This window comes from Nesterenkonia muleiensis, from assembly GCF_003600155.1.
GTDB classification, from domain to species: Bacteria; Actinomycetota; Actinomycetes; order Actinomycetales; family Micrococcaceae; genus Nesterenkonia; species Nesterenkonia muleiensis.
Map to the genome: position 1 here is coordinate 296985 of NZ_QWLD01000016.1, position 26279 is coordinate 323263.

Below are 26279 nucleotides of genomic sequence, written 5' to 3' on the forward strand. Positions count from 1 at the left end.
GGGTTCTGCGAAGCAAAGGCCTCTCGCATTGAGCGAGTTCGGCTCAAGTCTGGAACTTGAGCTGACCGCTGTCAAATTGACTTGAGTCGATGACGCTCAACTTTGCTTTCAGGGGTCCCAACAACGCCGCCGGCGCAGCTATTCCCGCGCCGAGCCCCGGCCACAGTGGCACTCCCCACACTCTAGGACAACGCCTCGCGCGATCCGGTCGAGTCTTCATGGGCATCTTGGATTTTCACGGACCTGTGGGGGCATGATTTCGCAACATCAGCATGACTTCGCCCAGAAGACTTCGTGCGGCAGCGCAGGTTATCCACAGATTGCAGGACCCTCTAGCGCACTAAACGTCACTCAACAAAACTATCCACATGTCTACTACACGAAATGATCCTCAGCGCATTGAGCTTATCCGCAGTTCGTGGCAGGAGGACGGTGTCCATTCCAGCGCCCGCCTGGTAGGCCAGGTTGATCGAGGCGAGCTGGTGCGAATACGCCGCGGGATATACCTGCCCGCCCACATGTGGGCGGCGGCACCGCCCTGGACCCGGTACGGGATCGCGATCTCCGCAGTGGCCATGACCCGAGAGCTGATCTTCTGCCGTGAGACCGCGCTCGTCCTTCACGGGATCCCGCTGCTGAACACTCCGTCGGTCCTCTTTGCCCGCACGGCAAATCCCGGCGAAGCGAAAACCCATGCGCCATCGCACATGACGGGCAAAGTGCCACGTCAACAGTTTCTGCAGCGCTATTCACAGTCTCACCCTGAGGCAGCTCCGCTGAGAGCGGCGCAACTGAGGAATTTTCCCACCAGACTGCTCGAGCCTGCCTGCCCCAGGAACGTCTCGCGTCCCGATCAGCGCGCTCGAATACGTACCGGGAAGTTCAGCATTCCTGAAGTCCGCCTGGCATCCGATGCTGTGGAAGCGGTCACCGGGCCCGCGCGGGGGTATCGCGCTGAACCTTTGGGGCTCTCGGCACTCGACGCCACCAGCCGAATGTCCTTCACCGAAGCTGTAGTCGTCCTGGACACGGTGAAAGCACGGGACGACGCCGCCCCGGAACCCTGGCTGCATTACTTGCGCACACACCGGCAGCAAGCACGCTGGGAAAGGGCCTGGAATTTCGCTGATGGTCGAGCTGAGTCTGCCCTGGAATCAGAATCACGCGTGGTGCTTGCCCAGGTCAACTGTCCGGCACCGACGCTCCAGAAGGTCGTCCGAACATCCATCGGCAACTTCCGGATGGATTTCTGTTGGGAGCACGAACGGGTGGCAGGCGAGGTCGATGGCAAGGCCAAGTACTTCGACCCCCAGTACACCAACGGCGCCGATCCTGCCGAGGTCCACTACCGGGAGAAGCAGCGCCGCGAAGCTCTTGAGGGAGAAGGGTGGCACCTGGTGCGTTGGGGCAAGGCCGAATTGAGGAACCCACGGGAACTGATCAAACGGCTCAGCAGAGCCGGCCTCCGGCCTGTCCAGACGACGCCTGGTGCATAGTGAATCTGCCCGCAGCAACGCCGACCTCGTACACCGCATCGTTCGGATGGGTCAGCTCTCGAGCCGCACGGGCTTCAAGGCCGAACAAGACCTTCAACACCATTCTGTTGATCATCTCGTGGGCAACAATCACAGGTCGCTCGAAGTCACCAGTCGGGCCGCATGGAGAGCCGACGCGGCGCGCTCTGCCACCCCTGCATCGCTCTCTCCTCCGAGAAACCGCCAGTGATGCCAATTCTGCGACCGCTTGTGGAGCGCTCCGGGGTATGGCTCCCCAAACTCCCCGCGGGTCAGACCGCCCATCTCCCCGAGATTGAGTTCTGCGAGGTCCTTACAGACCGCGACCAGCACGCCCAGAGCTTCAGCAATTATTGCCGCCGTTGCCCTGGCCCGTCCCAAGGGACTGACTAGGATCCCGTCGACTGAGAGGTCTCTGAGCAGCTCCGCGATTTCATGGGATTATTGGGAAATCATGCTCCTGCAGGTCCGTGAAAATCCAACAGCCCCATGAAAATGAGGGGAGTCAGTCCATTGCGATGCCGATGTACTTGGTCTCGAGGAACTCCTCGATGCCGGTCTCACCGCCCTCACGGCCCAAGCCGGACTCCTTGATGCCGCCGAAGGGTGCGGCCGGATTGGACACCACACCCTGGTTGAGGCCGACCATGCCGGACTCAATGCTCTCCGCCACCCGAAGCGCCCGGGTGAGGTCATTGGTGTAGACGTAGTTGACCAGGCCGTACTCGGTGTCGTTGACCAGATCCACCACCTCGTCCTCCGCGTCGAAGGGGGTCAGCGGTGCGACGGGCCCGAAGATCTCCTCGCTCCACATCCGGGCGCTGCGCGGCACATCCTTCAGCACGGTGGGTGGGTAGAAGAACCCTTCGCCACCTTCGGGCTCACCGCCGAGGAGCACCTCGGCGCCGGCGCCGACGGCGTCGTCGACCAGGTCGGCGACCTTGTCGCGCTGCGTGGCATCAACCATGGGGCCCACGTGGATGCCCTCGTCCACGCCGCGGCCGACTTTGAGCTCACCCATCCGCTCAGCCAGCTTCTGCGCGAATGGGCTGATCACACTGCGGTGGATGAACATCCGGTTGGCCGCGGTACAGGCTTCCCCGGAGTTGCGCATCTTGGCCAGCATCGCACCCTCGACGGCCTTGTCCAGGTCAGCGTCCTCGAACACCACGAAGGCTGCATTGCCGCCGAGCTCCATGGAGGTGCGCAGCACTTTGTCCGCGCACTGCTCCAGCAGGATTTTTCCCACGGCAGTGGAGCCGGTGAAGGAGAGCTTGCGGGCGATGCCGGAACGGATCAGCGGCTCCATGACACCTCCGGAGTTGGAGGTCACCAGAATGTTGACCACCCCTGCCGGCACCCCGGCCTCCTCGAGGATTCCCGCCAGGGCGAGCATGGACAAGGGGGTCTGCGCGGCGGGCTTGAGCACAGAGGTGCAGCCTGCGGCAATGGCCGGGCCAATCTTTCGGGTACCCATGGCCAGCGGGAAGTTCCACGGGGTGATCAGGATGCTGGGCCCCACCGGCTCTTTGCGGATCAAGAACCGGGCATTGCCCGCCGGAGCGGTCTGGTAATTGCCGCCGATCCGTGTGGCCTCCTCGGCGAAGTGGCGGAAGAACTCAGCGGCATAGACCACCTCTCCGGCGGCCTCGGCCAGCGGCTTGCCCATCTCCAGGGTCATCAGCAGCGCGAGGTCATCCTTGCGCTGGTGCATCAGCTCGAAGGCGCGCATGAGAATCTCCGCGCGCTTGCGCGGAGCCATGGCGGCCATCTCGCCTTGGGCAGCCTCAGCGGCATGAAGCGCATCCCAACCGTCCTCCACAGAGGCATCGGCCACGCGGCACAGCACTTTCCCGGTGGAGGGGTCATGGACCTCCAGGGTGTTTCCGCTGCGCGCATCACGCCATTCACCGTTGATGTACAGCTGCTTGGGCGCAGCGTTGACGATGCTGGTCTCTCGATCCTGAACGACAGCACTCATGATCTTTCCTCCTGATGTGTTGGCGGAGCATGGCTGAACGCCTTGTGACATTCGGGGCTTTGATCGGTAGCCTAGTCGACAGTGCAGATTGTCAACAATCCGAACAGGAGTTTCTCGTGGCACAGCTCTCCCCCTTGCTGAAGCAGGCGACACCGGTGGTTGCGACCCATGGTGAAGGCGTGTACCTCTACGACGACGCCGGCAACCGTCATCTCGACTTCACCGCCGGCATCGGGGTCACCAGCACCGGACACTGCCACCCGAAGGTTGTCGAGGCCGCACAGCGCCAGGTGGGCAGTCTCATTCACGGGCAGTACACCACCATCATGCACAAGCCGCTGCAGCAGCTCACCGCCACCCTCGGAGAGGTGCTGCCGGAGGGACTGGACTCCCTGTTCTTCGCCAACTCCGGCTCCGAAGCCGCGGAGGCCGCACTGCGTCTGGCCCGCCAGGCCACCGGCAGGCCGAATATCGTGGTGTTCCAGGGCGGCTTCCACGGCCGGACCGTCGCCGCAGCCTCTATGACCACCTCCGGCACCAAATTCAAGGCCGGCTTCTCCCCGCTGATGCCCGGCGTCGTCGTCTCCCCGTTCCCGAACCCGGCTCACTACCGGACTTACGGTTGGGACCAGGAGCAGGCCACTGACTTTGCCCTGCGCGAGCTGGACCTGGTGCTGACCACCCAGTCGAACCCGGCCGACACCGCAGCGTTCCTGGTGGAGCCGGTGCTCGGCGAGGGGGGCTACATCCCCGGCAACCAGCGGTTCTTTGCCGGACTGCGTAAGGTGGCGGACCAGCACGGGATTCTGCTGATTGTTGACGAGGTGCAGACCGGGTTCGGCCGCACCGGGAAGTTCTGGGGCCAGGACCACTTCGGGCTGAGGCCAGATATTCAGATGTTCGCCAAAGGTATCGCCTCAGGCTTCCCCATCTCCGGGATCGCTGCCTCCCAGGACGTGATGTCCAAGGCCTGGCCGGGCTCCCAGGGCGGGACCTACGGAGCCAACGCGGTGGCATGCGCCGCTGCCCTGGCCACCCTCGAGGTGATCGAGGAGGAGGGGCTCGTGGCCAACTCTGAGGCTCGGGGTGAGCAGCTGAAGTCGGGGCTGAAGAAGATCGGCGAGAAGCACAGCCAGGTGGTTGACGTGCACGGGCTGGGGCTGATGGTTTCGGTGGAGTTCGCTGATGCCGAAGGGAAACCCGACGGTGCCACCGCTGCGGCGGTGCATAAGAAGGCCGCTGAGAACGGTCTGCTGCTGCTGACCAACGGCATGTACGGGCAGAACGTCCGGTTCATCCCTGCTCTGGTAGTCACTGAGGCCCAGGTCGACGACGCGCTGGCCATCTGGGACAAGACGCTCACCCAAGCGCTGGGCTGATCCTCAGGCCCCTGGAGGCTGGACCCACCGCCGGTAGATCCTCTCGGCGGCCCAGAGGAACAGTGGGGCCGACCAGATCACCGTGAACAGCCGGACCATATGAGCTCCAATGACCACCGCGCCGTCGTATCCCAGTGCTACGGCTGCGGCGACCATCTCGGCCACTCCTCCTGGCATCAGCGAGAAGGCGGACTCTGCCGGCTCCAGCAGGCCTAGCAGTGCAAAAATCCATGCGAAGACGAGCCCTGCGCCGAGCACCACCACCACGGCGAGTGTGCCAGGGGCGATGATTCGGATAAAGTGCCGGAAGATCTCCGGCCCAATGGTCGCCCCAATCGCTGTGCCGATCATCAGCTGAGCGAGCAGGGCGACGACGCCGGGCACCTCAACTGCCAGCTCGAAACCCAGATTCACCGCTGCAGCGCCCACCAGGCCCCCGGTCAGTGGCCACAGGGGCAGCCTGGCCCAACGGAAGAGCAGCGCGGCTGCGGCAGAGCCGGCCATCACTGCGGCGATCATCAGCACCTCCATCACGTGAGCACCGCCAGCAGGATCGGCAGCACGATGAGCACCAAGGTGAACAGGCGGACTGCGTGCACGGTCAGCACGACAGTCACCTCAGCGCCTTTGTCCATCGCCATGGACATCACCTCGCCCAGTCCACCGGGAATCACCGCGAAGGCGGCGGTGGCGGGGTCCACCCCGTAACGCTTCATCAGCAGGGTCACCAGAGCCAGGTTGAGCACTCCCACCAGCAGATAGGCCGCCACCACTGGCAGCGCGATGATGGCTGTGCTGGTCAGCGACTCCCAGGTCAGCAGCACTCCGGTGACGAATCCCATGGTGACCAGCCCGGACTGGCGCAGCGGCAATGGCACCTCGGCCGGACGCATACGCTCAGTCCACCGCTGGTTGACCAGGGCCGCACCGATGGTGGCGCCCAGAAGCATCCCGGCGGGGACTCCCAGCAGCTCGAAGAGTGTGCCGACCACCGCTGCGCCGGCGAACAGCCGGAGCAGGCCCCACAGATGACGTGGACGACGCCGCGGTGCACCCTCGCTGCCCACATCCCACCCTTCAACACGTCACAAGTTGCTCAATGCAACTATTCTACCGCTCCATGCTGAACGCCCCGGGCTCACCGGCTTACTGGTCCTGGCCGCACAGGATGCGCGATTCAGCCGGCGATTCGGCGCAGCTGGTTAGCCAGATGGCGCGCGGTGCGCTCAGCGTCCAGCACCTCACCTCTCGGCACGCCCTCAGACTCACCCACACCGTCTGATTCCTTGACGTCAAGATCGAAAGTGATTAAGTCGCCGCGATGCCACGTGCAGAAAACCTCCACCACCGTGCCGTCGGAAGCCGTGGTCGTGCCCTCCAGCAGCAGCAGCGGCGCACCCTGGCGCGTGCTCAGCAGCCTGGCGAGCTCATCGTCAGCGGAGACCGCACGAACCTGTCGTGAACCGCCTGTGAGCGCGATCCCGTGTCGGTCCTCCAATATGCGGTGCAACGAAGTGTCCGTCAGCTCTGCCTGGGTGAGGCCCTCCCCAAACCGGACCGGCAGCCAGGTTCGAATATAGGCAGCAGGTAGTCCTTCGATGCTGCGCACCCGCTCCATGTAGATGCTCCTGTCTCCTTCCAGCCCCTCAGCGTGCGCCGGCTTGAGGCTTTCCTCAAGGGCCAGGACATGAGTCTTCACCTCAACTCCGGATTCGGCGACCTGGCTAGAGAGCCCGGCGGCACGGTGCGCCAATCGGTGATGCTGACGGCGTGGAGCGACCACCGATCCCCGCCCGCGGGATCGGGCCACTGCCCCTTCAGCGACCAGGGAGTTCATCGCCTGCCGGACCACAGAACGGGAGACTCCCAGCCTGGCCTGCATCTCGGTATCCGACGGCAGGGTCTCTCCCGGCTGTAGGCGGCGGTCGCGGATTCTGTCCCGGAGCGCAGCCGCCAGCTGAATATGAAGGGGCTCGCGAACATCTGAATCGAGGGCGACGTCGTCCAGCAGCCAAGAAGTCATGGACGGCAGTCTAACGACGACGCCAGAAGTTCAGGCCCCAAGCACAGATTCGGAGGCCTGAGCCTCTTTCCAGACCAGATCCCATCCCGGGGCCAGCTCCGCGGCACGCTCCATGGCCAGCACCAAGCTAGCCTCGCGGGCGATGCCCCGGCCTGCGATGTCGAAGGCGGTGCCGTGATCGACCGAGACACGAACCACCGGAAGCCCAACGGTGATGTTGACGCCGTCATCGCCGTACACTGCCTTGAACGGAGCATGGCCCTGATCGTGGTAGCAGGCGATGACGAGGTCCCACTTGCCCTTGACTGCCTGGGGGATGAGCGCGTCGGCGGCAATGGGCCCGTGGGCGTTGATGCCGCGTTCACGAGCCCGCTGAACAGCGGGGGCGAGAATCTCGCTATCCTGGTGACCGAAGAGGCCACTCTCACCGGCATGCGGGTTCAGGCCTGCCAGACCGATAGGCTCATCTGGTTTTCCCAGCGACCGCGCGAAAGCGCCCACCAGGCGCAGCACTCCGTCGACACGCTCTGGGGTGATTCCTTCGATGGCCTGCTGCAGTGACACGTGAGTGGTGAGGTGGAAGAAATAGAGGTCACCGGCAGAGAGCACCAGTGAATAGTTGCTCACTCCGAATTCATGGGCAAGCAGCTCGGTGTGCCCCGGGAAGCTGTGCCCACCTGCGTGCATTGCAGCCTTGTTCAACGGCGGAGTCACGATGGCATCGACCTCACCTGTCTTGGCCATACGGCAAGCCTCCACGACGAACCGGTGGGCGCCGTCGCCGGCTTCGGCCGAGAGCTGGCCCATGGGCAGATGGGCAAGGCTGGGCCCAGCTTGGATGACCTCGATCGTTTTCGGATCGTTAGTGGCCTCGGCAGGGGCAGAGATGGTGCGCACCGCCTCAGGATCCAGCCCGGAGAACTCGGCGCCGCGACGCATCGCGTCGGCATCTCCGATTACCACCGGCACGGCCTTTCTCCGCAGCTCGGGGTTCCTCAGCAGAGCCTTGGCGGTGATCTCCGGACCGATGCCGGCAGCATCGCCCATCGTGACAGCGAGGGTAGGGACAGCGGTCATGCAATATTCCTTTTCAGTATTCGTCTCATGGATTCGACAGCCTGGGTCAGCGAGGTATCGGCACCGAACCCTCCGGCTTTGGTGAAGATCAGCATGCCGGCCAGTTCACCGTCAGTGGCGATGGCCAGCGGTATGCCCTCTTCAATGGCTTCGAGAACCCGCAGGGCAGTGCACCCTGCGGCGCGCAGAGCGGCGAAAGCACCATCTCCGCCCACGAAGCCAGCAGCGGCGAAGGCTCCGCTGCGCAGAAGTGTGGCAGAGATCTCTCCGAGCCCTTCCGCAATCATGCGAGCATCGCCTGCCCGGTCTCGAGGCGCGGTGATCACTGTGACGCCGTCCGGCACCTGCCTAAGGTGGTCCTCCATCCACTCGTGCATCGCCTGTTCAGTGGCGAAATCAGCTGGCTTCGGCTCCAGCACGGTGACCCGGGTACCAGGAGCGCTCCGCAGCGCCTCGAGCTGGGCCAGCGAGACTGGATTAAGCGAACTGACCTGAACCAGGATGTTGTCTACGTCCGAAACCCGCTGCTGGGAGGAAGGCTCCATAGGCACCTGGTGGCGCTCCCAGGCGCCGGCCAGCGCTGCTGCGAGTCCCGCCGAGCCGACTGGGAGCACCCGATGGGAGGCTGTAGCGACAGCACGGGCAAGGCTGTCCAGGTCCGCCTCAGTGGAAGCGTCAGCGATCACAAGACGGTCACCCCGGGCATAGGCGGCTGCCATGGCAGCCGCGTAGCCGTCCGCGCTGTTGGCACGCGGCAGCGCTGTAGCACCGGGGACGAGCTGACGCATATCGCTGGAGCTCACCGGCGTCGTCGGGTCGTCACGCAAAGAGGTCTCGGCAACCGGTATTCCGCCGACCAGCAGCACGGCCTCGTGCAGCGTCCTGCCCATGTGTGGATATGCGGGGCAGATCACGGCAAGAACCTCGCCGCCGAGCGCCTCAAGCGCTCCATCGACCTGCGCAGCGATACTACCGCGCACGGTGGAGTCAACCTTCAGATAGAACCTCTCCGCTCCAGCTTCCACCGCACGAGCTGCCGCATCAGAGGTCACCCGGCGGGCGTCGTCGTAGGGCATAGGGCGGGCATCGGTGGTGGCGGCGAAGACGGTGGTCGCCTCCGAGGAGAGCTCGACCGCATTCAGCTCTGCTAAGACCAGTCGGGCATCCCAGCCCTGACGCGTGAATTGGACCGCCGTATCATTGGCGCCGGTGAGGTCATCAGCGATGATTGCGACAGGGGCGCCTGGTGCAGCCGTCACGGGTTGGACCGGGGGTCGGCTGGCGGGTTGGGATCACCCGGGGCTTCGGTAGAAGTGGCGGTTTCGGCTGCCTCTGCTATATCAGATGCGGGCTCTAAAGCGCCGGCACGCTTGAGGACCAGCGAGGCGATCAGCGGTGCGAGGATCGCAGTGATCAGCGCCGCAGCAGCTACCTGAGCAGTCGCAGTCTCCACGTACGGAACGAAGCTGGAGTCGACCTGGGCGATGACGGCCGGGGTAGCGATCGCATTGCCGGCAGTGGTGCCGGCGGCGAAGCCCAGCCCTGACTTAGCACCGCGTCGCAGCATGAACCTGTAGCCGAGGTAGACCAGGAAGCCCGTGAACGGCGCAGCGATGAGCCCGACGACCAAGCCCTGCACGCCCCCGGTGACCACAGCGGTCAGGTCGATGCTGGTGCCGAGCGCGAAGGCGAAGAAGGGAATGACGATGTTGGGCACCGGGACCATGATGTTCTTCCACTTCTCATCCAGGTTGCCGACCAGCATGCCCAGGAAGAACGGAAGGATCGCCGCGACCATCGCCAGCAGAGGAACGTCGGCCAGCCCGGAGACACCGAGGAAGAGCATGCTGACAAACGGACCGTCATTGATGGCCGAGGCCATATATGCCCCGCGATCCCGATGGTCGCCGTAACGTCCGGTGAAAGCCAGCCAGAGGCCACCGTTGCTGTTGTCGAGGATGACCAGCAGCGCCAGGATCGAGACTCCCAGGATGCCGTCTAGTCCCACCCAAAGACCCAGCAGGATCACCAGTGTGGCGGGGATCAGCGACTTCATCAGCAGAATGGTTCCGGTGTGGGCAAGAACCGGCCCGGTGGAACGCATGCTGACTTGGGTGCCTGTAGCGAAGATGAGCAGTGCGATCAGCGGCAGGGCACTGTCGACGAAGAGGGCGGTGGTGAAACTGCCGATCTCCAGAGCCGGCATGAAGAATGTGCCGATGACGGAACCTAGCACTAACGGAATGAGCATTAGCCCGCCAGGAACTTTGTTCATACCGTCGAAGAGCGGGAGGCGGAATCCGCGCCGGGGCATATGGGCATCGTTGGCCATGGGGGAACACTTTCTCGTTACGGATGATCTGGTAGTTGTCAGCACCACTCGTAGAAAAGTACGTACAACATGGCAGTATCTTTACAGAGGTTTGACCGTGAGGCAAGCCACATAAGCAAAAGGACGTTCGTGGTGGCACATCTTCCCGGGAGGCAGGGAGACCCACACCCCGGGGACTGACCTATCCATCTCCGATCAGCACGGCGACAAATGCCTTCGGCATTGCAGAGACCAGCCTTACCACCCGAGCAATTGCCCCTGCCGAGCATCGGCTCCGCCTATTTCTGTCGATCCAGCGACTCCAAAGCCGCGGCCGGGCCAGCATCTACGGCAAACCTCGGGAGGGCACTGCTCTCGTCTGCCTCTTGACTGCACTCGCGGAATGCGTCAATGCGTTCAGCCGCCGCTGAGGATTCCTGGTCAACGCCGAGGAAAAGCACGCGACGGCTATCCGCCACGCAGATGCTCAAGCATCTGCGGCACCGCGGGGTCTCTTACAGAGACTTCTTTCATGACCGATCCGCTAGTGCGCCCGCAAGAAGCAAGGGCGCTCCTGCTGCTGCAGAGTAAGGCTCCCTGGAACGCGGCGGAAACCGCGCTGATCACCAGATGCGCTGAGTCAGCTTGGGGTACTTCGGTGAGAGATCATCGCCGGAGGACTTCCGGGTCACCCGGCGCTTGACCCAGGGGTAGAGGTAGTCCTTGCTCCAGACCACCTCAGCGGCCATCCGCCCCGGAAGCGAAGAGACGGGGGGTTCCTCCATCTCGGGGAGCTCGATGTCATCCTTCTCGCCGAGGACCGCCAGGACCTCCTTGGCCATCAGGATATGTCCCTCAATGCTCAGGTGCATCCGGTCCGGGTCCCAGTAGCGCCAGTCCTGGAACTGCTTCATATGCCAGAAGTCCACCAGGTCCAGGCCAAGGTCATCGACCATCTTCCGGAGGTGCTCGTTGTAGATGGCCGTCCGGCCCCGGGTCATCCGGAACATCGGAGCCTTGCCGGAGTCGAACCCAGTGAAGACCACCACGCGGGCACCGGTGTCAACCAGCTTCTCCAGGGCCCAGCGGTAGCGCTCCATGATCCCGTCGAGGTTGACCACCGGGCGCAGAATGTCATTGCCGCCGGCGTAGACGGTGATCAGAGTCGGCTCTAAGCCCACAGCGGCGTCGAGCTGTTCGTCTAGGACCTGCTGGAGCTTCTTGCCCCGGATCGCGAGGTTCGCATACCCCCAGCTGCTGTCATAGTCGATCAATTGGGCGGCTACGCGGTCGGCCCAACCGCGCACCCCGTTGGGGCTGGAGGGATCGATGTCGCCCACGCCCTCGGTGAACGAGTCACCTAGGGCGACATAACGCCTCTCAAACGGTCCGTCGAGCTCATCACGCACTGGCATATTTCCACCCTACAGGTGCCCAAGGATAAACTCTTTTGCTCACTCAAGATGTTCTTCGATCTGCTCCACGTTGAGAGGGCGTTCCCACGCTCCGCTCGCGGAGCGGGGGCCAATTGTGCTGAGAGCTCCAGCTCCTCAGCGGCATTCATCGAGCTCTCCAAGGAATCTACTGCCACAACCGATCAGCAGTAGCCTGGCAGTGATCGTCAACCGCGCGATCCCGACTCGCAGATGACGCCACGAAGATAGCGCCTCACGAGTGTCGCATCGGAACCTGCTCAAGTAGTCGCACCGTCGGCACACTAGCCGTTTACGACGCAACCGGACGTGAACAATCACACCTGCCGGAGCGGTGCGACACCGGTAACGCTCACCCCATCGAGTTTCAACAGCTGGTTGCATAGATGTAGTAACACGGATGGTCTGTGGATCCCTGGGATTGTTGATGTGGGAGTTGAACAACTCCCAGCATCCCAGCCCATGCGTCTTTTCGCCCTGCCACGCCTACGATCCGACCCGTATCCCGGTCACTACAGATCCACACTCAATACTCGGAGACCCGAAAATACTCACCCATTATCTTCATGTCGAGAACCTGGTGATCAGTCCGGGATCAAACCTCTGCGCCGCTGCGGGCACAGTCGCTCGACTAGCACCATCAGCTAGATCCGCTAAAGCCTCAATAGTCGCTTTGGCCATGACCGGGAGAGGCGGCCTAATAGTGGTCAATGCCGGTGTCATGAGCTCCAATAGCTGAGTGTCATCAAAGCCTGTCACAGCAACCTGCTCGGGGATTGATACGCCCTGGTGCTGCAACGTAGAGAAAACACCCACAGCCAGAACGTCAGCACTGCACACAACTGCCCCAGGAAGCTCGCTATGCTCCATAATCTCTATCGCCGCGGCACGCCCTGCTTCCACCGAAAAACTGGGAACAACTCGAATCTCATCTCCCGAACCCTTATATACCTTGAATGCTTCAATTCGCTCTCCTCCGGCAGAAGACTCCTCATCTGCCCCAAGAAACAACAGCCGTTCGTAGCCACGACTCCGCAGATGCGTCACCATGAGCTGCACAGCGAGCCTGTTGTTAATTCCTACATACGGGGCCTCCACTCCATCCGCATAGCGGTCCAATTGCACAACGGGCAAGCTTTCGGCAACTTCATTGATGGCAGGACCGCTATTTACACGAGAGGTCGGCACTACAACTAGGGACTCAACTATCGAATCCCTGAATCCTAATAATCGCTCTCGCTCAACTTCTGGCTGGTCTTCTGATGCTGCAACCAGCAATCCACCGCCATGATCACTAATCTCAGAAGACAGAGAGTGTACGACATTTGCGAAATAGGCATTCTGCAATGAGGGCACCACAACACCGATCATCCTTGTGCGCTGCGTTCGCAATGCCCGGGCAACAGCATTCGTTCTGTACCCCAGTTCAGCACTCGCCTGAAACACTCGGTCGGCCAAAGCAGGGTCTACATTCCGTTTTGTCCCTGCCAGCACTCTAGAGGCAGTTGATCGCGATACGCCAGCAGCCCTCGCCACATCATTCAACGTAGTGGCCATATGGGCTCCCTACTTTCACATTGTCCACTGCTCAGGTCGCAATCTGCTCCAAACATCGAGCGAGAAACTACACCATCTCAGGGCTTAGCCGCCGTCTAATCGACCCTGACGAGCATAGTTCAAGCAACCCAGTTGGCACGGCAGAAACAGGTCACCTTTCAATGAATCTTGACAGAAAGTGACTGGTATCACTATTCTCGGAAATCGATCTCCCGTGATGGGAGCCATTCTGACAAAGGAAGATCATGGCTAGAACTCGCACCTCCGTCGCTGCAACATCTCTTCTGTCCACTGTACTTTTGCTCAGTTCCTGCGGAGGAGGTAACGGTGAGGATGAGGTAGTCCTAACTTGGCTCAATCCTCATGCTGGCGCTTATGAACCCGTCGTAGAGGCGTTCGAGGAACGCAATGAGGGCGTGCGCATCGAACTTCAGAGTGTCCCTTTTGACCAAGTGGTGGAGCAAACGCAAGCACGTCTAGGAGCCGGGGACACCGGCATCGACATTGTCTCGGTGGATCCACCTCGATTGGCCAACATGGTCGCCCAGGGTTTTCTCACCAATGAGAGCGAGTATCTCCCGGAGATGGAGGACCAGTTCATTGAGGCCGGAATCAACTCAGTCACCGCTGATGGCGAGCAGTGGGCATACCCCTTGTGGACGAGCAACAACTTCCTCTTCTACAACCGTGAAGCGCTGGAGAATGCCGGTGTCGAGATCCCCGGAGAATCTCATGAGGATCGACTGACTTGGGAGGACGTGCTCAAACGTGCAGAGGAAGTCGTGGACGCGGGCGAGACAACCTACGGCTTCGGCATGGACCAAGTGGACCGCTACTATGCGCTTCAGCCGATGATTGAATCGATCGGGGCCGGGAACGGATTGACTGGAGACGACAACCTAACTCCCGAGGTCAACACACCTGAATGGGTTGAGTTCGGCGAGTGGTACTCAGATATCCACAGCTCCGGCCTTGCACCCCGCGGCGTAGAGCCCGAGCAAATGGTCGACCTGTTTCGCTCAGGTCAGTCAGCATTTCTCCTGGGTGGCGCTTCGGCGATTGGACGGATGCAGGACGGGGATTTTTCAGACTCTTGGGGGATGGCTCCCCACCCCTATTTCGAAAATGGCGCTGTTGTAACACCTACCGATTCTTGGGCTATCGGCATTACTAGCACTACGGAGCATGAGGAACTGGCTCGCGAGTTTGTCCAATTCGCAACCCTCAACCCCGGAGGTGCCGAGCTCGCATCCAGTGTCAACACATTGCCGCCTGTTAACACGGAAGCGTTTGAAGCATATGTGGACTTTATCCAAGACCTCGCCCCGGAGCAGACTGAGGGATTTTCGGAACTCTTCCGCATAGACAGCGAGGAACATGCACGACACCGCCCAGAAAGTGTCGGTTACGTGCACTTTGAAACCCAGATGAATCAGGCATTCTCTGATATTCGCAACGGAGCGAACGTTGAGAACACCCTCAACCAGGGGCAACAGGCACTGGATCGTGAACTGGCGAACCTAGAAAACCTAGCGGCTGACAACTAGTCCAGCCACACCCCGACCCCAAGGACTACCTGTGACTACCATACAAGCTGAGACAGTCTCCGGATCCCCGCCCCCCACACGCCGCAAACCTAGGTTCGGCGCGCAACGCGCTAATACCTTGATGTGGGCAGGAATATTCCTGCTACCTTCGGTAATTTTGCTCATTCTTTTGCGTTTTGCCCCAATGGTCGCGGCTTTCTCTGATGCGTTAGCGTTCGGCTCCACCCGGGGAATCTGGTCAAACTTCTCATTTATTTTTTCTGACCCTGCTTTCTGGAACAGCTTATGGATCACGCTGATTTTCTCAATCATTATCAACCCACTCCAGATCGCCCTCGCCCTAGGATTGGCGGTTCTCCTCACTAAACATATTCCCATGGTGGGCCTATGGCGCACGCTCATTTTGCTACCCGTAGCAGTTCCCCAAGTGGTCTCGGCCATCATCTGGTTAGTGCTGTTCCGGCCTGACGGGCCACTCAATGGTATAACCCGAGCACTGGGCCTTCCCTCCATCCCTTGGCTGACAGAACCGGGTTGGGCCCTCTGGTCAATCATTGTCGTGTGTTCATGGGTAGGGGTCGGGTACTGGATGACTTTTCTCGTAGCTGGAATCCGTGAGATTCCAAACTCACTCTACGAAGCGTCCTCTATTGACGGAGCCGGAGCTTGGAGACAGTTTTGGCATATCACAGTGCCCGGGCTTCGACGTCCACTGCTTTTTGTCCTTGTAGCAGACACAGTGTCTAACTTCTTGATCTTCGCCCCAGTTCGAATCCTGACTCGCGGTGGCCCTGAAGGCAGTACAGACCTGATTATGTACAACATCACTGAACGGGCCTACACCCTCGGGGACACCGGAGCAGCGTCGGCCGCCACCCTTGTCTTGATTGTAGTTGTCATTGCCGTGGTCGCCGTTCAGTTCCGTCTCATGCCTGGAAAGGACTAAATATGGCATCCGAAACTCTGAATGAACGGAGCAGACGAACAGGACGCCGCGCCCTTTTTCTAGCCGTTCCGATCGCCTTGCTCTCAATCGCACCGCTAGTCTGGGCTTTAATTTCATCGCTTCGGCCAGGAGAGGACATCTTCCGGTTCCTCTACCCAATCTCCTGGGAAACATTTATTCCTAGTCGAATTACGTTCGATAACTTTACTACAGTGCTCACGGGGCCTTTCGGCATGGCGCTGTGGAACTCAGTCTTTGTGACTGCTGTCAGCGTTGTAGTGGGACTCGCATTGGCGTCACTGGCAGCGTTCGCGCTGGCATGCATGGATTTTCCGGGACGATCATTTATTTTTGCGTTCTTAGTGATCTGCTTCTTAGTTCCTTTCGAAGCTATCGCGATTCCCCTTTCCACTACATTCCGAGATCTTGGACTAGCCAACACGTACACCGGATTAATCCTGCCCGCGTTAGGGAACGGACTGGCGATCTTTCTGCTTCGTCAGTTCTTTATGGGAGTGCCCTCCTCCCTAGCAGAAGCAGCACGCATGGACGGTCTGGGATGGTTTGGAATTTTTTGGCGGATTTACTTGCCCCTGTCCAAAGGACCGATGATCGGAGCAGGTCTGATCTTGTTTGTCTTCCAATGGCAGTCCTTTCTCTGGCCCCTCCTCATCGCACCAGCGCCGGATGTCCGACTTGCACCTGTAGCAATTGCTGACTTCGCTCAAGAGACTGGGGTCAACTACGGCCAGATGTTCGCCGCGGCAATTCTCACAGCTGCCATCCCTCTCTTGCTAGTCCTCTTTTTCCAACGCCACTTCTCCGGTTCCAACGCCAACTCAGGGAGTAAAGAATGAAAGAAATTACCAGACAGCGTGTCATCCTCGACTGCGACCCGGGAAACGGAGTGCCCGCCACTGACATAGATGACGGACTCGCTCTCGGTCTACTACTCACAGCCCCGAATATTCATCTCGAGGCAATCACGATCGTCTCCGGGAATACACATCGCGATGTGGGCTACAACGTTGCGAGGAGTATGCTCAATACTGTGGGAGCAGATGTTCCTGTTTACCCTGGCGCAGCCACAGCACTTATCGAACCTGATGCGCCATGGGTAACTCGGCGTGATAGTAAACGTGACAATTCGTCTTCTCAGGAGCTTTGGGAGGATGTCACACCTCCAGATACGTTTAACCCAGAATTCAGTTACACCGCCGGAGCAGAACTTGCTCGTCGTGTAGCTGCTAAACCTGGCGAGATAGCAGTCGTAGCCATCGGCCCACTGACAAATATCGCCCATGCCATACAGCTTCACCCGGGATTCGCACATGATGTGCGCAAATTGGTCATCATGGGCGGGGCATTCCACGTATCCGGTTATTTGCAAGAGCTTAATTTTGGCATCGACCCAGAGGCTGCTCGTCTGGTGATGTCCAGCGGTGCTGACATTACTCTGGTACCGCTGGATGTCACGATTAAGACCACTCTTCTGCACGAAGACCTTGAAGCACTCAGGTCTGCAACTACCCCCCTCGCAGAATATCTGGCGGTGACAACCGCACCATGGATCACCTATTGCGAGGCTGAGCGAGGCACAGTCGGGTGTCGTCTTCATGACCCTCTGGCTGCCGCTCTGTTGATTGAGCCCGATCTGATTACTTCTGAGCGGGGCTCCGTCGACGTCCAACTCCACGGTTTGGCGCGGAGTCGTCCTCTCTTTTGGAGAAGCGAGGACGTCAGACTCGCGGCAGGCATCGATTTGCCCAGCTCCCCTGAAGTTGAAGTAGCCCGAGAAGTCGACAATGAGCGGCTGGTACGACTGTTGCAAGAATACCTAACTCGTAGCGTTACCAACTGACCGCACCACTTCTGTCATCATCTCCCCGATTCTGATTCATGACTCACTCAAAAGGACCTGCATTGGCCACAGTTTCGACCCCCCGGGCTATTACCGTTGTCGGCTCTATCAACCGCGACCTTACTCTTCGTGTTCCTCGACTCCCTCACAGAGGGGAAACCCTGAGCGGCAAAGAAACTTACGAAAGGATCGGAGGGAAAGGCGCCAATCAGGCCGTCGCCGCAGCCAAACTCGGCGGGACCGTGGAATGGATTGGAGCCGTTGGCCACGATGGAAAAGACGTTCTGTCCAAACTAAGGGATCAAGGCGTTGCTGTTGATCACGCCGTCGTTCTACCTGAACAGCTGACAGGTGTCGCTGTCATCCTTGTGGAGGACGGGGGAGAAAACGCCATTGTTCTAACGCCGGGCGCAAATGGTGGGCTCGTCCCGGATCATATCCCGTATGATGTTAAAGGACTGCTTCTGGTGCAGAACGAAGTGCCCTGGGCAGTTGTTGAATCAACGTTACGGAAATCCCCTGATGCAATAACGATCTACAACCCCGCTCCATTCTTACCTCAAACAGACACCTTGCTGGATCTGGTTGATGTCCTTGTCCTCAATGAAGCCGAACTCTCTCAGCTTGCGGGCCGGAAGATTCCTGTTTCGGCTCTTTCCGAAGCTCGGCATGCACTTGAGGAACTCCCGAAAGTGGGAGGTGCAGCTATTGCAACCTTAGGTAGCGAAGGAGCACTCGTGCGGAGCGGGACTCTCATCAGACATGTTCCCGCCCCGAAAGTTACCCCTGTAGACACTGTGGGAGCAGGCGACACATTCTGCGGAGCGCTAGCTGTGGCACTTAGCTCAAATCGATCGCTTCTCGACAGCGTAGAATTCGCTGTTCATGCCGCTTCATTATCCGTTCTCGGGGAAGGTGCGCAGGAAGCTATGCCGGATTACCCGGCAGTTCAGCGTGCACTGTCGAGACACTGCTTCTCCGCCACCCAACAAATGGTCTGAGATTACTTGTACAGCGGATTCGCACCCGGCGGCCGCTCCTCCGGAGAGACAGGCCCCGGGGCTGTGCCCTCGCCGAAGGGCGATCCGCCCAGCACATCCCGCCCGTGCGGGGCCAGCCAGCACTCCAGATCCGGTCCCTTGGGCACAATCTGGGTGGGGTTCACATCCTCATGCACTACGTAGTAGTGCTCCTTAATCTGGTCGAAGTCCACCGTGTCGCCGAACCCGGGGGTCTGGAACAGGTCACGGGCGTAGGCCCAGAGGTGGGGGAACTCAGCGAGCCTCTGCCGGTTGCACTTGAAATGCCCGTGATAGACCGGGTCGAACCGCACCAGGGTGGTGAAGAGCCGGACATCAGCCTCAGTGACGTGCTCGCCCATCAGATAACGACGCTTGGACAGCCGCTCCTCTGCCCAGTCCATGGCAGCGAAAAGCCGCCCGTAAGCCTCTTCATAGGCTTCCTGCGAACCAGCGAAACCGGCACGGTAGACCCCGTTGTTGATCTCGGTGAAGATCCGCTTGATCACCGGCAGCATGTCATCGACCAGCTCCTGCGGCACCAGATCTGGTGCCCCTTTGCGGTGGTGGCCGCGCCACTGGGTGGAGAAGTCGAAGGTCAGCTGCGGGTAGTTGTTGGTCACCACCTCACCGGTGGGCACGTCCACCAGCGCTGGCACGGTGATCCCTCGGGGATAGTCGGGGAAGCGGGCGAAGTAGTTCTCCTGCAGCCGCGCCGTTCCCAGCACCGGGTCCCACCCCTCTTCGGTGAGGTCGAAGGTCCAGGAGCGGGCATCGTGCACCGGGCCTGGGGTGGCCAGTGAGATCGCGTCCTCAAGCCCCAGCAGCCGCCGGATGATGATCGCCCGGTGCGCCCACGGACAGGCCCGCGCGGCCACCAGGCGGTACCGTCCCGGCTCCATCGGCCAGGCCTGGGCCCCCTCGGTCAGCCCCGTGATTCGCGGATCACCGATGGTGGAAGGCTCCTCAGCCGGTGCTGCGGTGACCGCCTCGACATCGGCGACCACCCGGTCTTCGATGTAGTTGGTGTCCCGGGTGAACTCCCCTCCGGTCACATAGGCCCCCTGAGTGGAGCGCTCGGAGCCATCAGCGGTCGTCGGTTCACTCATTCTCAGCTCTTTCTCTCCATCCGGGGCCACGTCATCCACAGCCTATGCCGGAAGCCCCCACGTAGGCTAGGAGCCATGATGTCGCTACCGAGCACTGTGCAGCTGCTGACCTGCCAGAACCCTTCACCGATGACGCTGGAGGGCACCAACACCTATCTCATCGGCGAGCCTTCTGCCCAGGACGTCGTCGTCGTCGATCCCGGCCCAGAGGGGCATACCGAGCATGTCCGCGCCCTCATGGCCGCCGCGGGCTCACGCACAGTGACGCAGATCCTCATCACCCACCGGCACAGCGACCATCTGGGTGCGGCCAAGCTGCTCTCTGCGATGACCGGGGCCGAGGTCCGCGGCCTGGACCCTGAGGTCTGCCTTCCCGGTGGTGAGGGGACCGTTCTGCCGCTGGCGAATCAGGAGACCGTCAGCGCCGGCGGCACCGAGATCACAGTCCTGCACACCCCTGGGCACACCTCGGACTCGGTGTGCTTCTGGCTGCCGGAGCCCCGGGCGATGCTCACCGGGGACACGGTGCTGGGCCGGGGCACCACGATGCTCGACTACCCTGACGGCACTCTGAGCGACTACCTGACCACCTTGGACACGCTGAGCAGGTACGACGACGCCGCGCTGCTACCGGCCCACGGGCCGGCCCACGAGCGCATGGGACCGGTGATCGACCAGTACATCCAGCACCGCAGGGAACGGCTGGACGAGGTTCGGGCGCTGCGGGACGAATACGGGGAGCTGACCGCCGAGGAGCTCGGACGGCTGCTCTACGGCGAGAACCCCGCGGTACACCCCAGGGTGATCAGTAAGATCGCCGGCGCGCAGTTGGAGCACCTCAGAAGGGCCTCTTGAGATAGGCCTGCTCTGTCCAGCGGATCTGCTGGATCTCGACTCCCTCCGCGTTGAGCTCATCGACCAGTGATCCGGCAGCCTTGGCCAGCCGTTCAAAGGCATTCGGCGACGCCTGACCGACCGGCCCGGAGGCGAAGAACCTCACCCGCAGCATCCGGCGGCCGAAGCTGTCGGTCCCGGCAATGTGGGTCACTGCCAGCTGCCCGTCGGTGACTCCGGTGAGGGGCGAGCCCTCAAGGTCTTCGCGGAAATAGTCCATGAACCCGGTGAGCTCGTCGAGGATGCGCTCCACGGCATCGAGGTCCGAGCTGACGATCTGCGCCTCCAACGGGGCCCACTGATCAGCTCGCAGGCTGGGACCGCCGAAAATCTCCGGTCCCCATTCGCCCCGTCTGCTCCACCGCATGCTGTCTCCTCACTGCTTGGCACATCACCCTGAACCTGGGCTGTATGTTTTTGTCCCGGGCGGTTGCTTCTGGGTTCTACGATATTCCTATGGGAACGCACACCGCAGTCATCACCGGTTCCACCGCAGGTCTCGGGGCAGCCTTCGCCCGCCAGCTGGCGGCACAGGGCTATGACCTTGTGCTGGCAGCCCGCACCGAAGAGCGGCTGGAGTCACAGGCCGAGTCGCTGGAAGCCCAATACGGGGTGCGTGCCGAGACGATCGTCGCAGATCTCACCACCGATGACGGGGTGGGTGCGGTGCAGGAGCGGCTGGCCGATGCCTCTCACCCGGTGCACCTGCTGGTCAACAACGCCGGGCACGGCCTGGCCGGCAGCTTCCTGGAGAACGAGCTGGAGGATCAGCTGGACCTGCTGCGCCTGCATGTGCAGACCCCGCTTGAACTGAGCCACACTGCTGCCCGTGCAATGGCGGCCCAGCGGGCTGGGCGGATCATCAACGTCTCCTCGGTAGCAGGCTTCACCGCGACCGGCACCTATTCCGCGGCGAAGGCCTGGGCGGTGAACTTCTCCAAGGCGCTGCACGCCCAGCTGAAGCCGGAGGGCATCACCGTCACCGCCCTGTGCCCGGGGCTGGTGCGCACTGAGTTCCACGAACGCTCCGGCATCACCATCAGCGGGTCCAAGAAGTGGATGTGGCTGGACCCTGAGGATGTGGTGCGCCAGGGACTGGCGGCCAATGCCCAGGGCGCTGCGGTCTGCGTACCCTCTGCCCAGTACCGCGCGCTGACAGCCTCGTTGAAGTTCATCCCCGGTTCAGTGATTCACTGGGCGGCGGATAAGCGGCTGGGCATCCCCGGCCAGAGCGAAGAAGACGCCGACGACGCCGGGGAGAGCACTTCGTGAGGCGTGGAACGGAAGTGCCACGCCGACTTCAGGTGCGAGCACCTCACACCAGCACATCGATGATCAGTCGGGGGCCGTTGGGATGCTCCCAGACTGAGATCCGGAACTCTCTCTCCTGGTCCAGCCCAATGTAGTAGCTGGCCGAGCCGTGGTGGACGAAGGTGGTGGCCACCTCCTCGAAGACCGTGTCCTGGGGATCTGTCCAGCCGACCACCTCCAGCTGTCCATCCTCCTGACCTGCGTTGCCGGGCTCCAGACCGACCACTCCCAGGTACAGGATGGTCTCGGAGTCCATATCGATGGTCAGGCCCGACCCTGGTTCCACCGCTTCGTCGACGTATTCAGCGACCCACCCTGGTGCTCCTGCCCCGGAGTGGTCGAAAACGATCCGGTGGTAGCCCTCGTGAATGCCGACCCGAACCTCACTGAGCAGCATGTCGGCTTCTTCGGGCACCTCGGTCAGCAGATCGGGGAATCCGCTGGACTCCTGGGACTCTGCGGTGAACTCGGAGACATCCAGCACCTCGCTGTCCTCGCTGGTGCCGGCCGGGGTGCTCTCGGCCTCCTCAGTCGGGCTCTCTGCCGGCTCGGCCTGGGTTGCCGGCTCATCAGTGGGCTCATCCAGCGGCGGAGTCTCCTGGGCGGCTGAGTCTTGGGCCTCCGAGTCTGGGGCACCGAGATCATCGCCGCAGCCCGAGAGCACCAGACTCGCCGCCAAGGCAGCAGAGACCATGACCCAGGGGGCAGCACCGCGCAGACCATCGTTCACGAGCGGCTCACCTCACTGGACAGGTTTGTTGGTACCGAATGTGTTGGCACTGAACGGGCTGGCGGGCATTCTTCCTCCTCACCGTATGCGGAATGGCCCGGGGAACGACAGCTCCACCTGACTCTGTGGCCGCATTGAGACCGAAGCGTTGCAAGGCTGTTATGTGTCGGTCCGCCGGTCTTGGCGCTCACGGTAGGCCTCTTCTCCTGGACCGGAGAAGTCCCGGTTCCGCTCCACTGCGGCGATCGAACCGGTGAACAGGCCCTCCTCCACCGGTATGTGCGTCGCCGGGGACTGCGGCTCCCCCGAGGGGGCGGCGTCGCTGTCCTGCGGCACGCTGCCGAACTGACCGGTGGCCACCGGCTCGGGTCGGCCGCCGAGTGCCTCCTGACTGGTGATCATCATCCGCTGGGTCATCACGGCATAGGGATGTTCGGTGCGCAGATAGTTGACCAGATCCTCCCGAATCAGGCAACGCAGGTCCCAGAGCTCACCGGAGTTGCGGGCAGAGACCACCACTCGCGCCTGGACGTGGCCACCCACGGCCTCGGTGACCTGCAGGCTTGAGGTCTGGCCGTCCCAGAGGTCGGTGGTGGCCAGCAGTCGTTTCAGACGGCCGCGGAGACTATCCGTGGGGACCCTCCAATCGACGTCCAGCTCCACGGTGCCGAGCAGCTCGGTGCCGACTCTGGTCCAGTTCTCGAAGGGTGTGGCCACAAAGTGGGCGCTGGGGTAGATGAACCGGCGGCCGTCCCAGGACTTGACCACCACCGTCGAGAGCGTGATCTCCTCGACGGTGCCGAAGTTCTCCTCGATGACCACCACGTCTCCGACCCGGATGGAGTCGGTGAAGGCCAGCTGGATCCCCGCGAACAGGTTGGCCAAGGTTGACTGCATGGCCAGGCCTGCGACCACTGAGACCACACCGGCTGAGGCCAGCAGCCCCGCACCAAGACCGCGGACGTTCTCGTTGAGCAGCAGCACCGCGGCCACCGCGAGAGTGATGATGACCGCTGCCAGGATGCGGCCGATGAGGGTGACCTGAGTCCGCACCCGGCGGCCCCGCCGATCCTCGATCCCTGGCTCGTCCTCGCCGATGTACTTGGCAAGGATCACCGCCTCCACGATCTTCACCAGCCGCAGGGCCCACCAGGCCACGGTGATGATCACTGCAATGTTCAGCAGCACGAACAGCGGACCCCGCCACCAGAGGTTGGCGTCCACGGCGTAACGGACGGTCAGCGCCGTGCCGGTGAACAGCAGAATGCCGAACATCGCTGTGCGGGTCCGGTCCACAGCGCGTCTGACGGTTGGCTTGCGGCGGAATATCTGCTTGAGGACCGTGGCGAAGACCACGGTGGCCACCAGCGCGAAGGCCGCGGAGATGCCCACACCGAGCAGAACGCCCATCAGGGGACCGGCCTCGGCGATCATCTCCTCGAACTGCTCAGGGATGTGGTCCTCGACCTCAGTGGTGATGCCCTCAGCGGGGTCGCCGGTGGCGCCGTCGGAAGCAGGCTCAGGATCGGCACCCAGTACCGGCGCTTGCGCGAAGTAGCTCATCATGGCCGATTGTGGCACGCGGGGCCGGCCCTCGACCAGCCTTGGGACATGCGAGCTTCGTCATGTGTCACCAGAAGGACGGCAGGCAGGGAACAATGGAAGTCATGCTTACTCTTACTGATCTGCGTGGCCGCGACGTGGATGTGGCCCACGCCCTGCCGCGGGCGGACCAGGACATTTCAGCGACCGTGGACACTGTGACCCCCATTCTGGAGCAGGTCCGCACCGGCGGCGCGGAAGCGCTGCTGGAACTCTCAGAACGCTTCGACGGGGTGCGGCCGGCCTCGTTGCGCGTTCCCGCTGAGGTGCTGGCCCAGGCCTTGGCTGGGCTGGACCCGGCAGTTCGCGAAGCCCTGGAGGCGCTGATCATGCGCGCCCGCGATGTGCATACTGCTCAGTTTCCGCCTGGTTCGATGGTCTCCCCCGGTCCGGATGCCCAGGTGACCAACCGCTGGGTGCCGATTCAGCGGGTGGGGCTCTATGTGCCTGGCGGTCAGGCGGTCTACCCCTCATCGGTGGTGATGAATGTGGTGCCCGCCCAGGTGGCAGGGGTCCCGCAGCTGGCGATCGCCTCGCCCCCGCAGAAGGACTTCGGCGGCTGGCCGCATCCGACCATTCTGGCAGCGGCCCACCTTCTGGAGGTGGATGAGGTCTATGCTGTCGGCGGCGCCCAGGCGGTCGGCATGTTCGCCTACGGCGCGCTGGAGGCAGGTGGCGGTGTCGCTGTCCCACCGGTCTCGCTGATCACCGGGCCGGGAAACATCTATGTGGCCACCGCGAAGCGGGCGGTCCAAGGTGTGGTGGGGATCGATGCTGAGGCCGGCCCCACCGAGATCATGGTGCTGGCCGACCACACCGCACCGGCAGACCTCATTGCGGCAGACCTGGTCTCCCAGGCTGAGCACGACGAGCTGGCCAGCGCTGTCCTGGTCACCGACTCGCCCGAGCTGGCCGACCGGGTGATCGCTCAGGTGCAGGAGCAGGCGGCTGCGACCCGCCATCTGGACCGGGTCAAGCAGTCTCTGGGCGGACGCCAGTCGGCCGCGCTGGTGGTGGAGTCGCTGGATGCTGCGGTGGAGGTGGCCAACGCCTACGGCGCTGAGCACCTGGAGATCATGACAGGTGACGACGACGCAGTGGCCGAACGCATCCACAATGCCGGGGCGGTGTTCATCGGCCCCTATACGCCCGTCTCCTTGGGCGACTACTGCGCCGGTTCCAACCACGTGCTGCCCACCGGCGGCGCCTCAAGATATTCCTCGGGGCTGAATGTGACCAGTTTTCTGCGCTCCCAGCAGGTGATCCGCTACGGGCAGCAGGGACTCGCCCAGGTGGCCGCCCATGTGGAGGCGCTGGCCGCCGCCGAGGACCTGCCCGCCCACGGCGATGCGGTGCGGGCCCGGTTCCCCTAAGCAGCGGTGACGTATGCGGTGTTGACCCAGCCGAGGGCGCCGTCGTACTCCACCTGGATCCATGCCCCTGTGCGCTCGCCGGTGCTCAGCACCGCTCCGCGGGGGATCTGTGCCAGCTTGTCAGAGCCTGAGCCGGGCTCCTCACGCAGGGGCACCGAGTAGGTGGCCCGCCACTGCCCTGTGGAGGTGGTCGACGAGCTGGTCTGAGTGCCGCTGTGGGCATCGAAGTAGTCATCGCCCCAACCGCCTGGATCTCCGGTCAGGCCCAGCTGCTGTGAGCAGGAGGGCCATGCTCCCCAGCCCTGACGCTGCCACAGCTGGTAGGCACGCTGGATCTGCTCCTGCTTGGACGCCTGATGCGGCAGACCGCTGCCGCCGACCCAGCGCCAGGAGGACGCGGAGAACTGCAGCCCCCCGTAATAGCCGTTTCCGGTGTTGATGGACCAGTTTCCGCCGGACTCGCACTGGGCAAGTCGGTCCCAGGCCGAGCTGTAGGGGCCGTGGGAGCTCTGCCGGTGCTGACCGGTGCTGGGCCCGCTGCGGCCGGATGAGCCCGAGGAGCTCGACCCGGAGGACGACCCGCCTGAGCCGGATGACGATGAGCCCGAGGAC

At 62.1% G+C, this 26279-nt stretch carries 25 protein-coding genes; 10 read left to right on the top strand and 15 right to left on the bottom strand.

The window, feature by feature from the left end; genetic code table 11:
* Positions 1-368 precede the first annotated feature (368 nt).
* Entirely contained in the window at positions 369-1496 is a 1128-nt protein-coding gene (locus DVO78_RS06370; protein ID WP_157983893.1) for a hypothetical protein, read from the top strand.
* 129 nt (positions 1497-1625) lie between these two features.
* Here the strand turns inward: DVO78_RS06370 and DVO78_RS18360 are convergent, their stop codons facing one another.
* Both DVO78_RS18360 and DVO78_RS06380 read right to left on the bottom strand, forming a co-directional pair.
* Complete coding sequence (locus DVO78_RS18360; RefSeq protein ID WP_120003964.1) at positions 1626-1946, bottom strand: histidine phosphatase family protein; 321 nt, start codon at positions 1944-1946, stop codon at positions 1626-1628.
* Positions 1947-2019: 73 nt separating this feature from the next.
* The gene (locus tag DVO78_RS06380; RefSeq protein ID WP_120003965.1) at positions 2020-3495 is read right to left on the bottom strand and encodes an NAD-dependent succinate-semialdehyde dehydrogenase; all 1476 of its coding nucleotides are present in this window, start codon (positions 3493-3495) and stop codon (positions 2020-2022) included.
* A gap of 116 nt (positions 3496-3611) precedes the next feature.
* On the opposite strand from DVO78_RS06380, the gene DVO78_RS06385 reads away from it, so the two are divergent.
* Entirely contained in the window at positions 3612-4874 is a 1263-nt protein-coding gene (locus DVO78_RS06385; protein ID WP_120003966.1) for an aspartate aminotransferase family protein, read from the top strand.
* Positions 4875-4877: 3 nt separating this feature from the next.
* Here the strand turns inward: DVO78_RS06385 and DVO78_RS06390 are convergent, their stop codons facing one another.
* From DVO78_RS06390 to DVO78_RS06430, 8 genes are all read right to left on the bottom strand, one after another.
* Complete coding sequence (locus DVO78_RS06390; RefSeq protein ID WP_238385170.1) at positions 4878-5393, bottom strand: AbrB family transcriptional regulator; 516 nt, start codon at positions 5391-5393, stop codon at positions 4878-4880.
* Between the two features lie 11 nt (positions 5394-5404).
* Positions 5405-5941: an AbrB family transcriptional regulator gene (locus DVO78_RS06395; RefSeq protein WP_202912103.1), complete on the bottom strand. Its 537-nt coding sequence runs from the start codon at positions 5939-5941 to the stop codon at positions 5405-5407.
* 110 nt (positions 5942-6051) lie between these two features.
* On the bottom strand, positions 6052-6897 hold the full coding sequence (locus DVO78_RS06400) for a GntR family transcriptional regulator (RefSeq protein WP_120003968.1): 846 nt from the start codon (positions 6895-6897) through the stop codon (positions 6052-6054).
* Positions 6898-6927: 30 nt separating this feature from the next.
* A complete protein-coding gene (gene pdxA, locus DVO78_RS06405) occupies positions 6928-7974 on the bottom strand; it encodes a 4-hydroxythreonine-4-phosphate dehydrogenase PdxA (RefSeq protein WP_120003969.1) in 1047 nt (348 codons plus the stop codon).
* Positions 7971-9233 (bottom strand): four-carbon acid sugar kinase family protein, encoded by a 1263-nt coding sequence (locus tag DVO78_RS06410; protein WP_120003970.1) that lies wholly within the window; start codon positions 9231-9233, stop codon positions 7971-7973. Before DVO78_RS06410 ends, pdxA begins: the two co-directional genes overlap by 4 nt.
* Positions 9230-10306 (bottom strand): 2-keto-3-deoxygluconate permease, encoded by a 1077-nt coding sequence (locus DVO78_RS06415; protein WP_238385171.1) that lies wholly within the window; start codon positions 10304-10306, stop codon positions 9230-9232. The genes DVO78_RS06410 and DVO78_RS06415 overlap by 4 nt, the downstream gene beginning before the upstream one ends.
* 602 nt (positions 10307-10908) lie before the next feature.
* A complete protein-coding gene (locus DVO78_RS06425; RefSeq protein ID WP_120003972.1) occupies positions 10909-11700 on the bottom strand; it encodes an SGNH/GDSL hydrolase family protein in 792 nt (263 codons plus the stop codon).
* Positions 11701-12282: 582 nt separating this feature from the next.
* The gene (locus tag DVO78_RS06430) at positions 12283-13275 is read right to left on the bottom strand and encodes a LacI family DNA-binding transcriptional regulator (protein WP_120003973.1); all 993 of its coding nucleotides are present in this window, start codon (positions 13273-13275) and stop codon (positions 12283-12285) included.
* Between the two features lie 245 nt (positions 13276-13520).
* Here DVO78_RS06430 and DVO78_RS06435 point away from each other — a divergent pair, with 245 nt between their 5' ends.
* The 5 genes from DVO78_RS06435 (at position 13521) to DVO78_RS06455 (ending at position 18630) form a co-directional block, all read left to right on the top strand.
* Positions 13521-14822: an ABC transporter substrate-binding protein gene (locus DVO78_RS06435; protein WP_120003974.1), complete on the top strand. Its 1302-nt coding sequence runs from the start codon at positions 13521-13523 to the stop codon at positions 14820-14822.
* A gap of 157 nt (positions 14823-14979) precedes the next feature.
* On the top strand, positions 14980-15768 hold the full coding sequence (locus DVO78_RS06440) for a carbohydrate ABC transporter permease (RefSeq protein WP_202912104.1): 789 nt from the start codon (positions 14980-14982) through the stop codon (positions 15766-15768).
* 2 nt (positions 15769-15770) lie between these two features.
* The gene (locus tag DVO78_RS06445) at positions 15771-16625 is read left to right on the top strand and encodes a carbohydrate ABC transporter permease (protein ID WP_120003976.1); all 855 of its coding nucleotides are present in this window, start codon (positions 15771-15773) and stop codon (positions 16623-16625) included.
* Positions 16622-17629 (top strand): nucleoside hydrolase, encoded by a 1008-nt coding sequence (locus DVO78_RS06450; RefSeq protein WP_120003977.1) that lies wholly within the window; start codon positions 16622-16624, stop codon positions 17627-17629. Before DVO78_RS06445 ends, DVO78_RS06450 begins: the two co-directional genes overlap by 4 nt.
* 62 nt (positions 17630-17691) lie before the next feature.
* A complete protein-coding gene (locus DVO78_RS06455) occupies positions 17692-18630 on the top strand; it encodes a ribokinase (RefSeq protein ID WP_157983894.1) in 939 nt (312 codons plus the stop codon).
* A gap of 2 nt (positions 18631-18632) precedes the next feature.
* Here the strand turns inward: DVO78_RS06455 and DVO78_RS06460 are convergent, their stop codons facing one another.
* Positions 18633-19757 (bottom strand): glutathione S-transferase family protein, encoded by a 1125-nt coding sequence (locus DVO78_RS06460; protein WP_120003979.1) that lies wholly within the window; start codon positions 19755-19757, stop codon positions 18633-18635.
* A 75-nt stretch (positions 19758-19832) separates the two neighbouring features.
* On the opposite strand from DVO78_RS06460, the gene DVO78_RS06465 reads away from it, so the two are divergent.
* Complete coding sequence (locus tag DVO78_RS06465) at positions 19833-20612, top strand: MBL fold metallo-hydrolase (RefSeq protein WP_120003980.1); 780 nt, start codon at positions 19833-19835, stop codon at positions 20610-20612.
* Here DVO78_RS06465 and DVO78_RS06470 read toward each other — a convergent pair.
* On the bottom strand, positions 20596-21018 hold the full coding sequence (locus tag DVO78_RS06470; RefSeq protein WP_120003981.1) for a hypothetical protein: 423 nt from the start codon (positions 21016-21018) through the stop codon (positions 20596-20598). The genes DVO78_RS06465 and DVO78_RS06470 overlap by 17 nt on opposite strands.
* Before the next feature lie 89 nt (positions 21019-21107).
* Here DVO78_RS06470 and DVO78_RS06475 point away from each other — a divergent pair, with 89 nt between their 5' ends.
* Entirely contained in the window at positions 21108-21923 is an 816-nt protein-coding gene (locus DVO78_RS06475) for an SDR family NAD(P)-dependent oxidoreductase (protein ID WP_120003982.1), read from the top strand.
* Between the two features lie 43 nt (positions 21924-21966).
* Here the strand turns inward: DVO78_RS06475 and DVO78_RS06480 are convergent, their stop codons facing one another.
* On the bottom strand, positions 21967-22692 hold the full coding sequence (locus DVO78_RS06480; RefSeq protein ID WP_120003983.1) for an AMIN-like domain-containing (lipo)protein: 726 nt from the start codon (positions 22690-22692) through the stop codon (positions 21967-21969).
* A gap of 159 nt (positions 22693-22851) precedes the next feature.
* Complete coding sequence (locus DVO78_RS06485; RefSeq protein ID WP_120003984.1) at positions 22852-24258, bottom strand: mechanosensitive ion channel family protein; 1407 nt, start codon at positions 24256-24258, stop codon at positions 22852-22854.
* A gap of 101 nt (positions 24259-24359) precedes the next feature.
* Between DVO78_RS06485 and hisD the strand changes: the two genes are divergently transcribed.
* Entirely contained in the window at positions 24360-25667 is a 1308-nt protein-coding gene (hisD, locus tag DVO78_RS06490) for a histidinol dehydrogenase (RefSeq protein ID WP_120004013.1), read from the top strand.
* On the opposite strand, the gene DVO78_RS06495 is transcribed toward hisD, so the two are convergent.
* Positions 25664-26279: transglycosylase family protein (locus DVO78_RS06495; protein WP_157983895.1), on the bottom strand; the 616-nt coding region annotated here is incomplete at its 5' end. The genes hisD and DVO78_RS06495 overlap by 4 nt on opposite strands.

Excerpts from the sequence above, each read along its gene's own strand:
- DVO78_RS06415 (WP_238385171.1), bottom strand. The coding sequence starts at position 10,306 with ATGGCCAACGATGCCCATATGCCCCGGCGCGGATTCCGCCTCCCGCTC.
- DVO78_RS06450 (WP_120003977.1), top strand. The coding sequence starts at position 16,622 with ATGAAAGAAATTACCAGACAGCGTGTCATCCTCGACTGCGACCCGGGA.
- DVO78_RS06465 (WP_120003980.1), top strand. The coding sequence starts at position 19,833 with ATGATGTCGCTACCGAGCACTGTGCAGCTGCTGACCTGCCAGAACCCT.
- DVO78_RS06425 (WP_120003972.1), bottom strand. The coding sequence starts at position 11,700 with ATGCCAGTGCGTGATGAGCTCGACGGACCGTTTGAGAGGCGTTATGTC.
- DVO78_RS06390 (WP_238385170.1), bottom strand. The coding sequence starts at position 5,393 with ATGATCGCCGCAGTGATGGCCGGCTCTGCCGCAGCCGCGCTGCTCTTC.
- DVO78_RS06380 (WP_120003965.1), bottom strand. The coding sequence starts at position 3,495 with ATGAGTGCTGTCGTTCAGGATCGAGAGACCAGCATCGTCAACGCTGCG.
- DVO78_RS06460 (WP_120003979.1), bottom strand. The coding sequence starts at position 19,757 with ATGAGTGAACCGACGACCGCTGATGGCTCCGAGCGCTCCACTCAGGGG.
- pdxA (WP_120003969.1), bottom strand. The coding sequence starts at position 7,974 with ATGACCGCTGTCCCTACCCTCGCTGTCACGATGGGCGATGCTGCCGGC.
- DVO78_RS06475 (WP_120003982.1), top strand. The coding sequence starts at position 21,108 with ATGGGAACGCACACCGCAGTCATCACCGGTTCCACCGCAGGTCTCGGG.
- DVO78_RS06400 (WP_120003968.1), bottom strand. The coding sequence starts at position 6,897 with ATGACTTCTTGGCTGCTGGACGACGTCGCCCTCGATTCAGATGTTCGC.
- DVO78_RS06430 (WP_120003973.1), bottom strand. The coding sequence starts at position 13,275 with ATGGCCACTACGTTGAATGATGTGGCGAGGGCTGCTGGCGTATCGCGA.
- DVO78_RS06470 (WP_120003981.1), bottom strand. The coding sequence starts at position 21,018 with ATGCGGTGGAGCAGACGGGGCGAATGGGGACCGGAGATTTTCGGCGGT.
- hisD (WP_120004013.1), top strand. The coding sequence starts at position 24,360 with ATGCTTACTCTTACTGATCTGCGTGGCCGCGACGTGGATGTGGCCCAC.
- DVO78_RS06370 (WP_157983893.1), top strand. The coding sequence starts at position 369 with ATGTCTACTACACGAAATGATCCTCAGCGCATTGAGCTTATCCGCAGT.
- DVO78_RS06445 (WP_120003976.1), top strand. The coding sequence starts at position 15,771 with ATGGCATCCGAAACTCTGAATGAACGGAGCAGACGAACAGGACGCCGC.
- DVO78_RS06485 (WP_120003984.1), bottom strand. The coding sequence starts at position 24,258 with ATGATGAGCTACTTCGCGCAAGCGCCGGTACTGGGTGCCGATCCTGAG.
- DVO78_RS06435 (WP_120003974.1), top strand. The coding sequence starts at position 13,521 with ATGGCTAGAACTCGCACCTCCGTCGCTGCAACATCTCTTCTGTCCACT.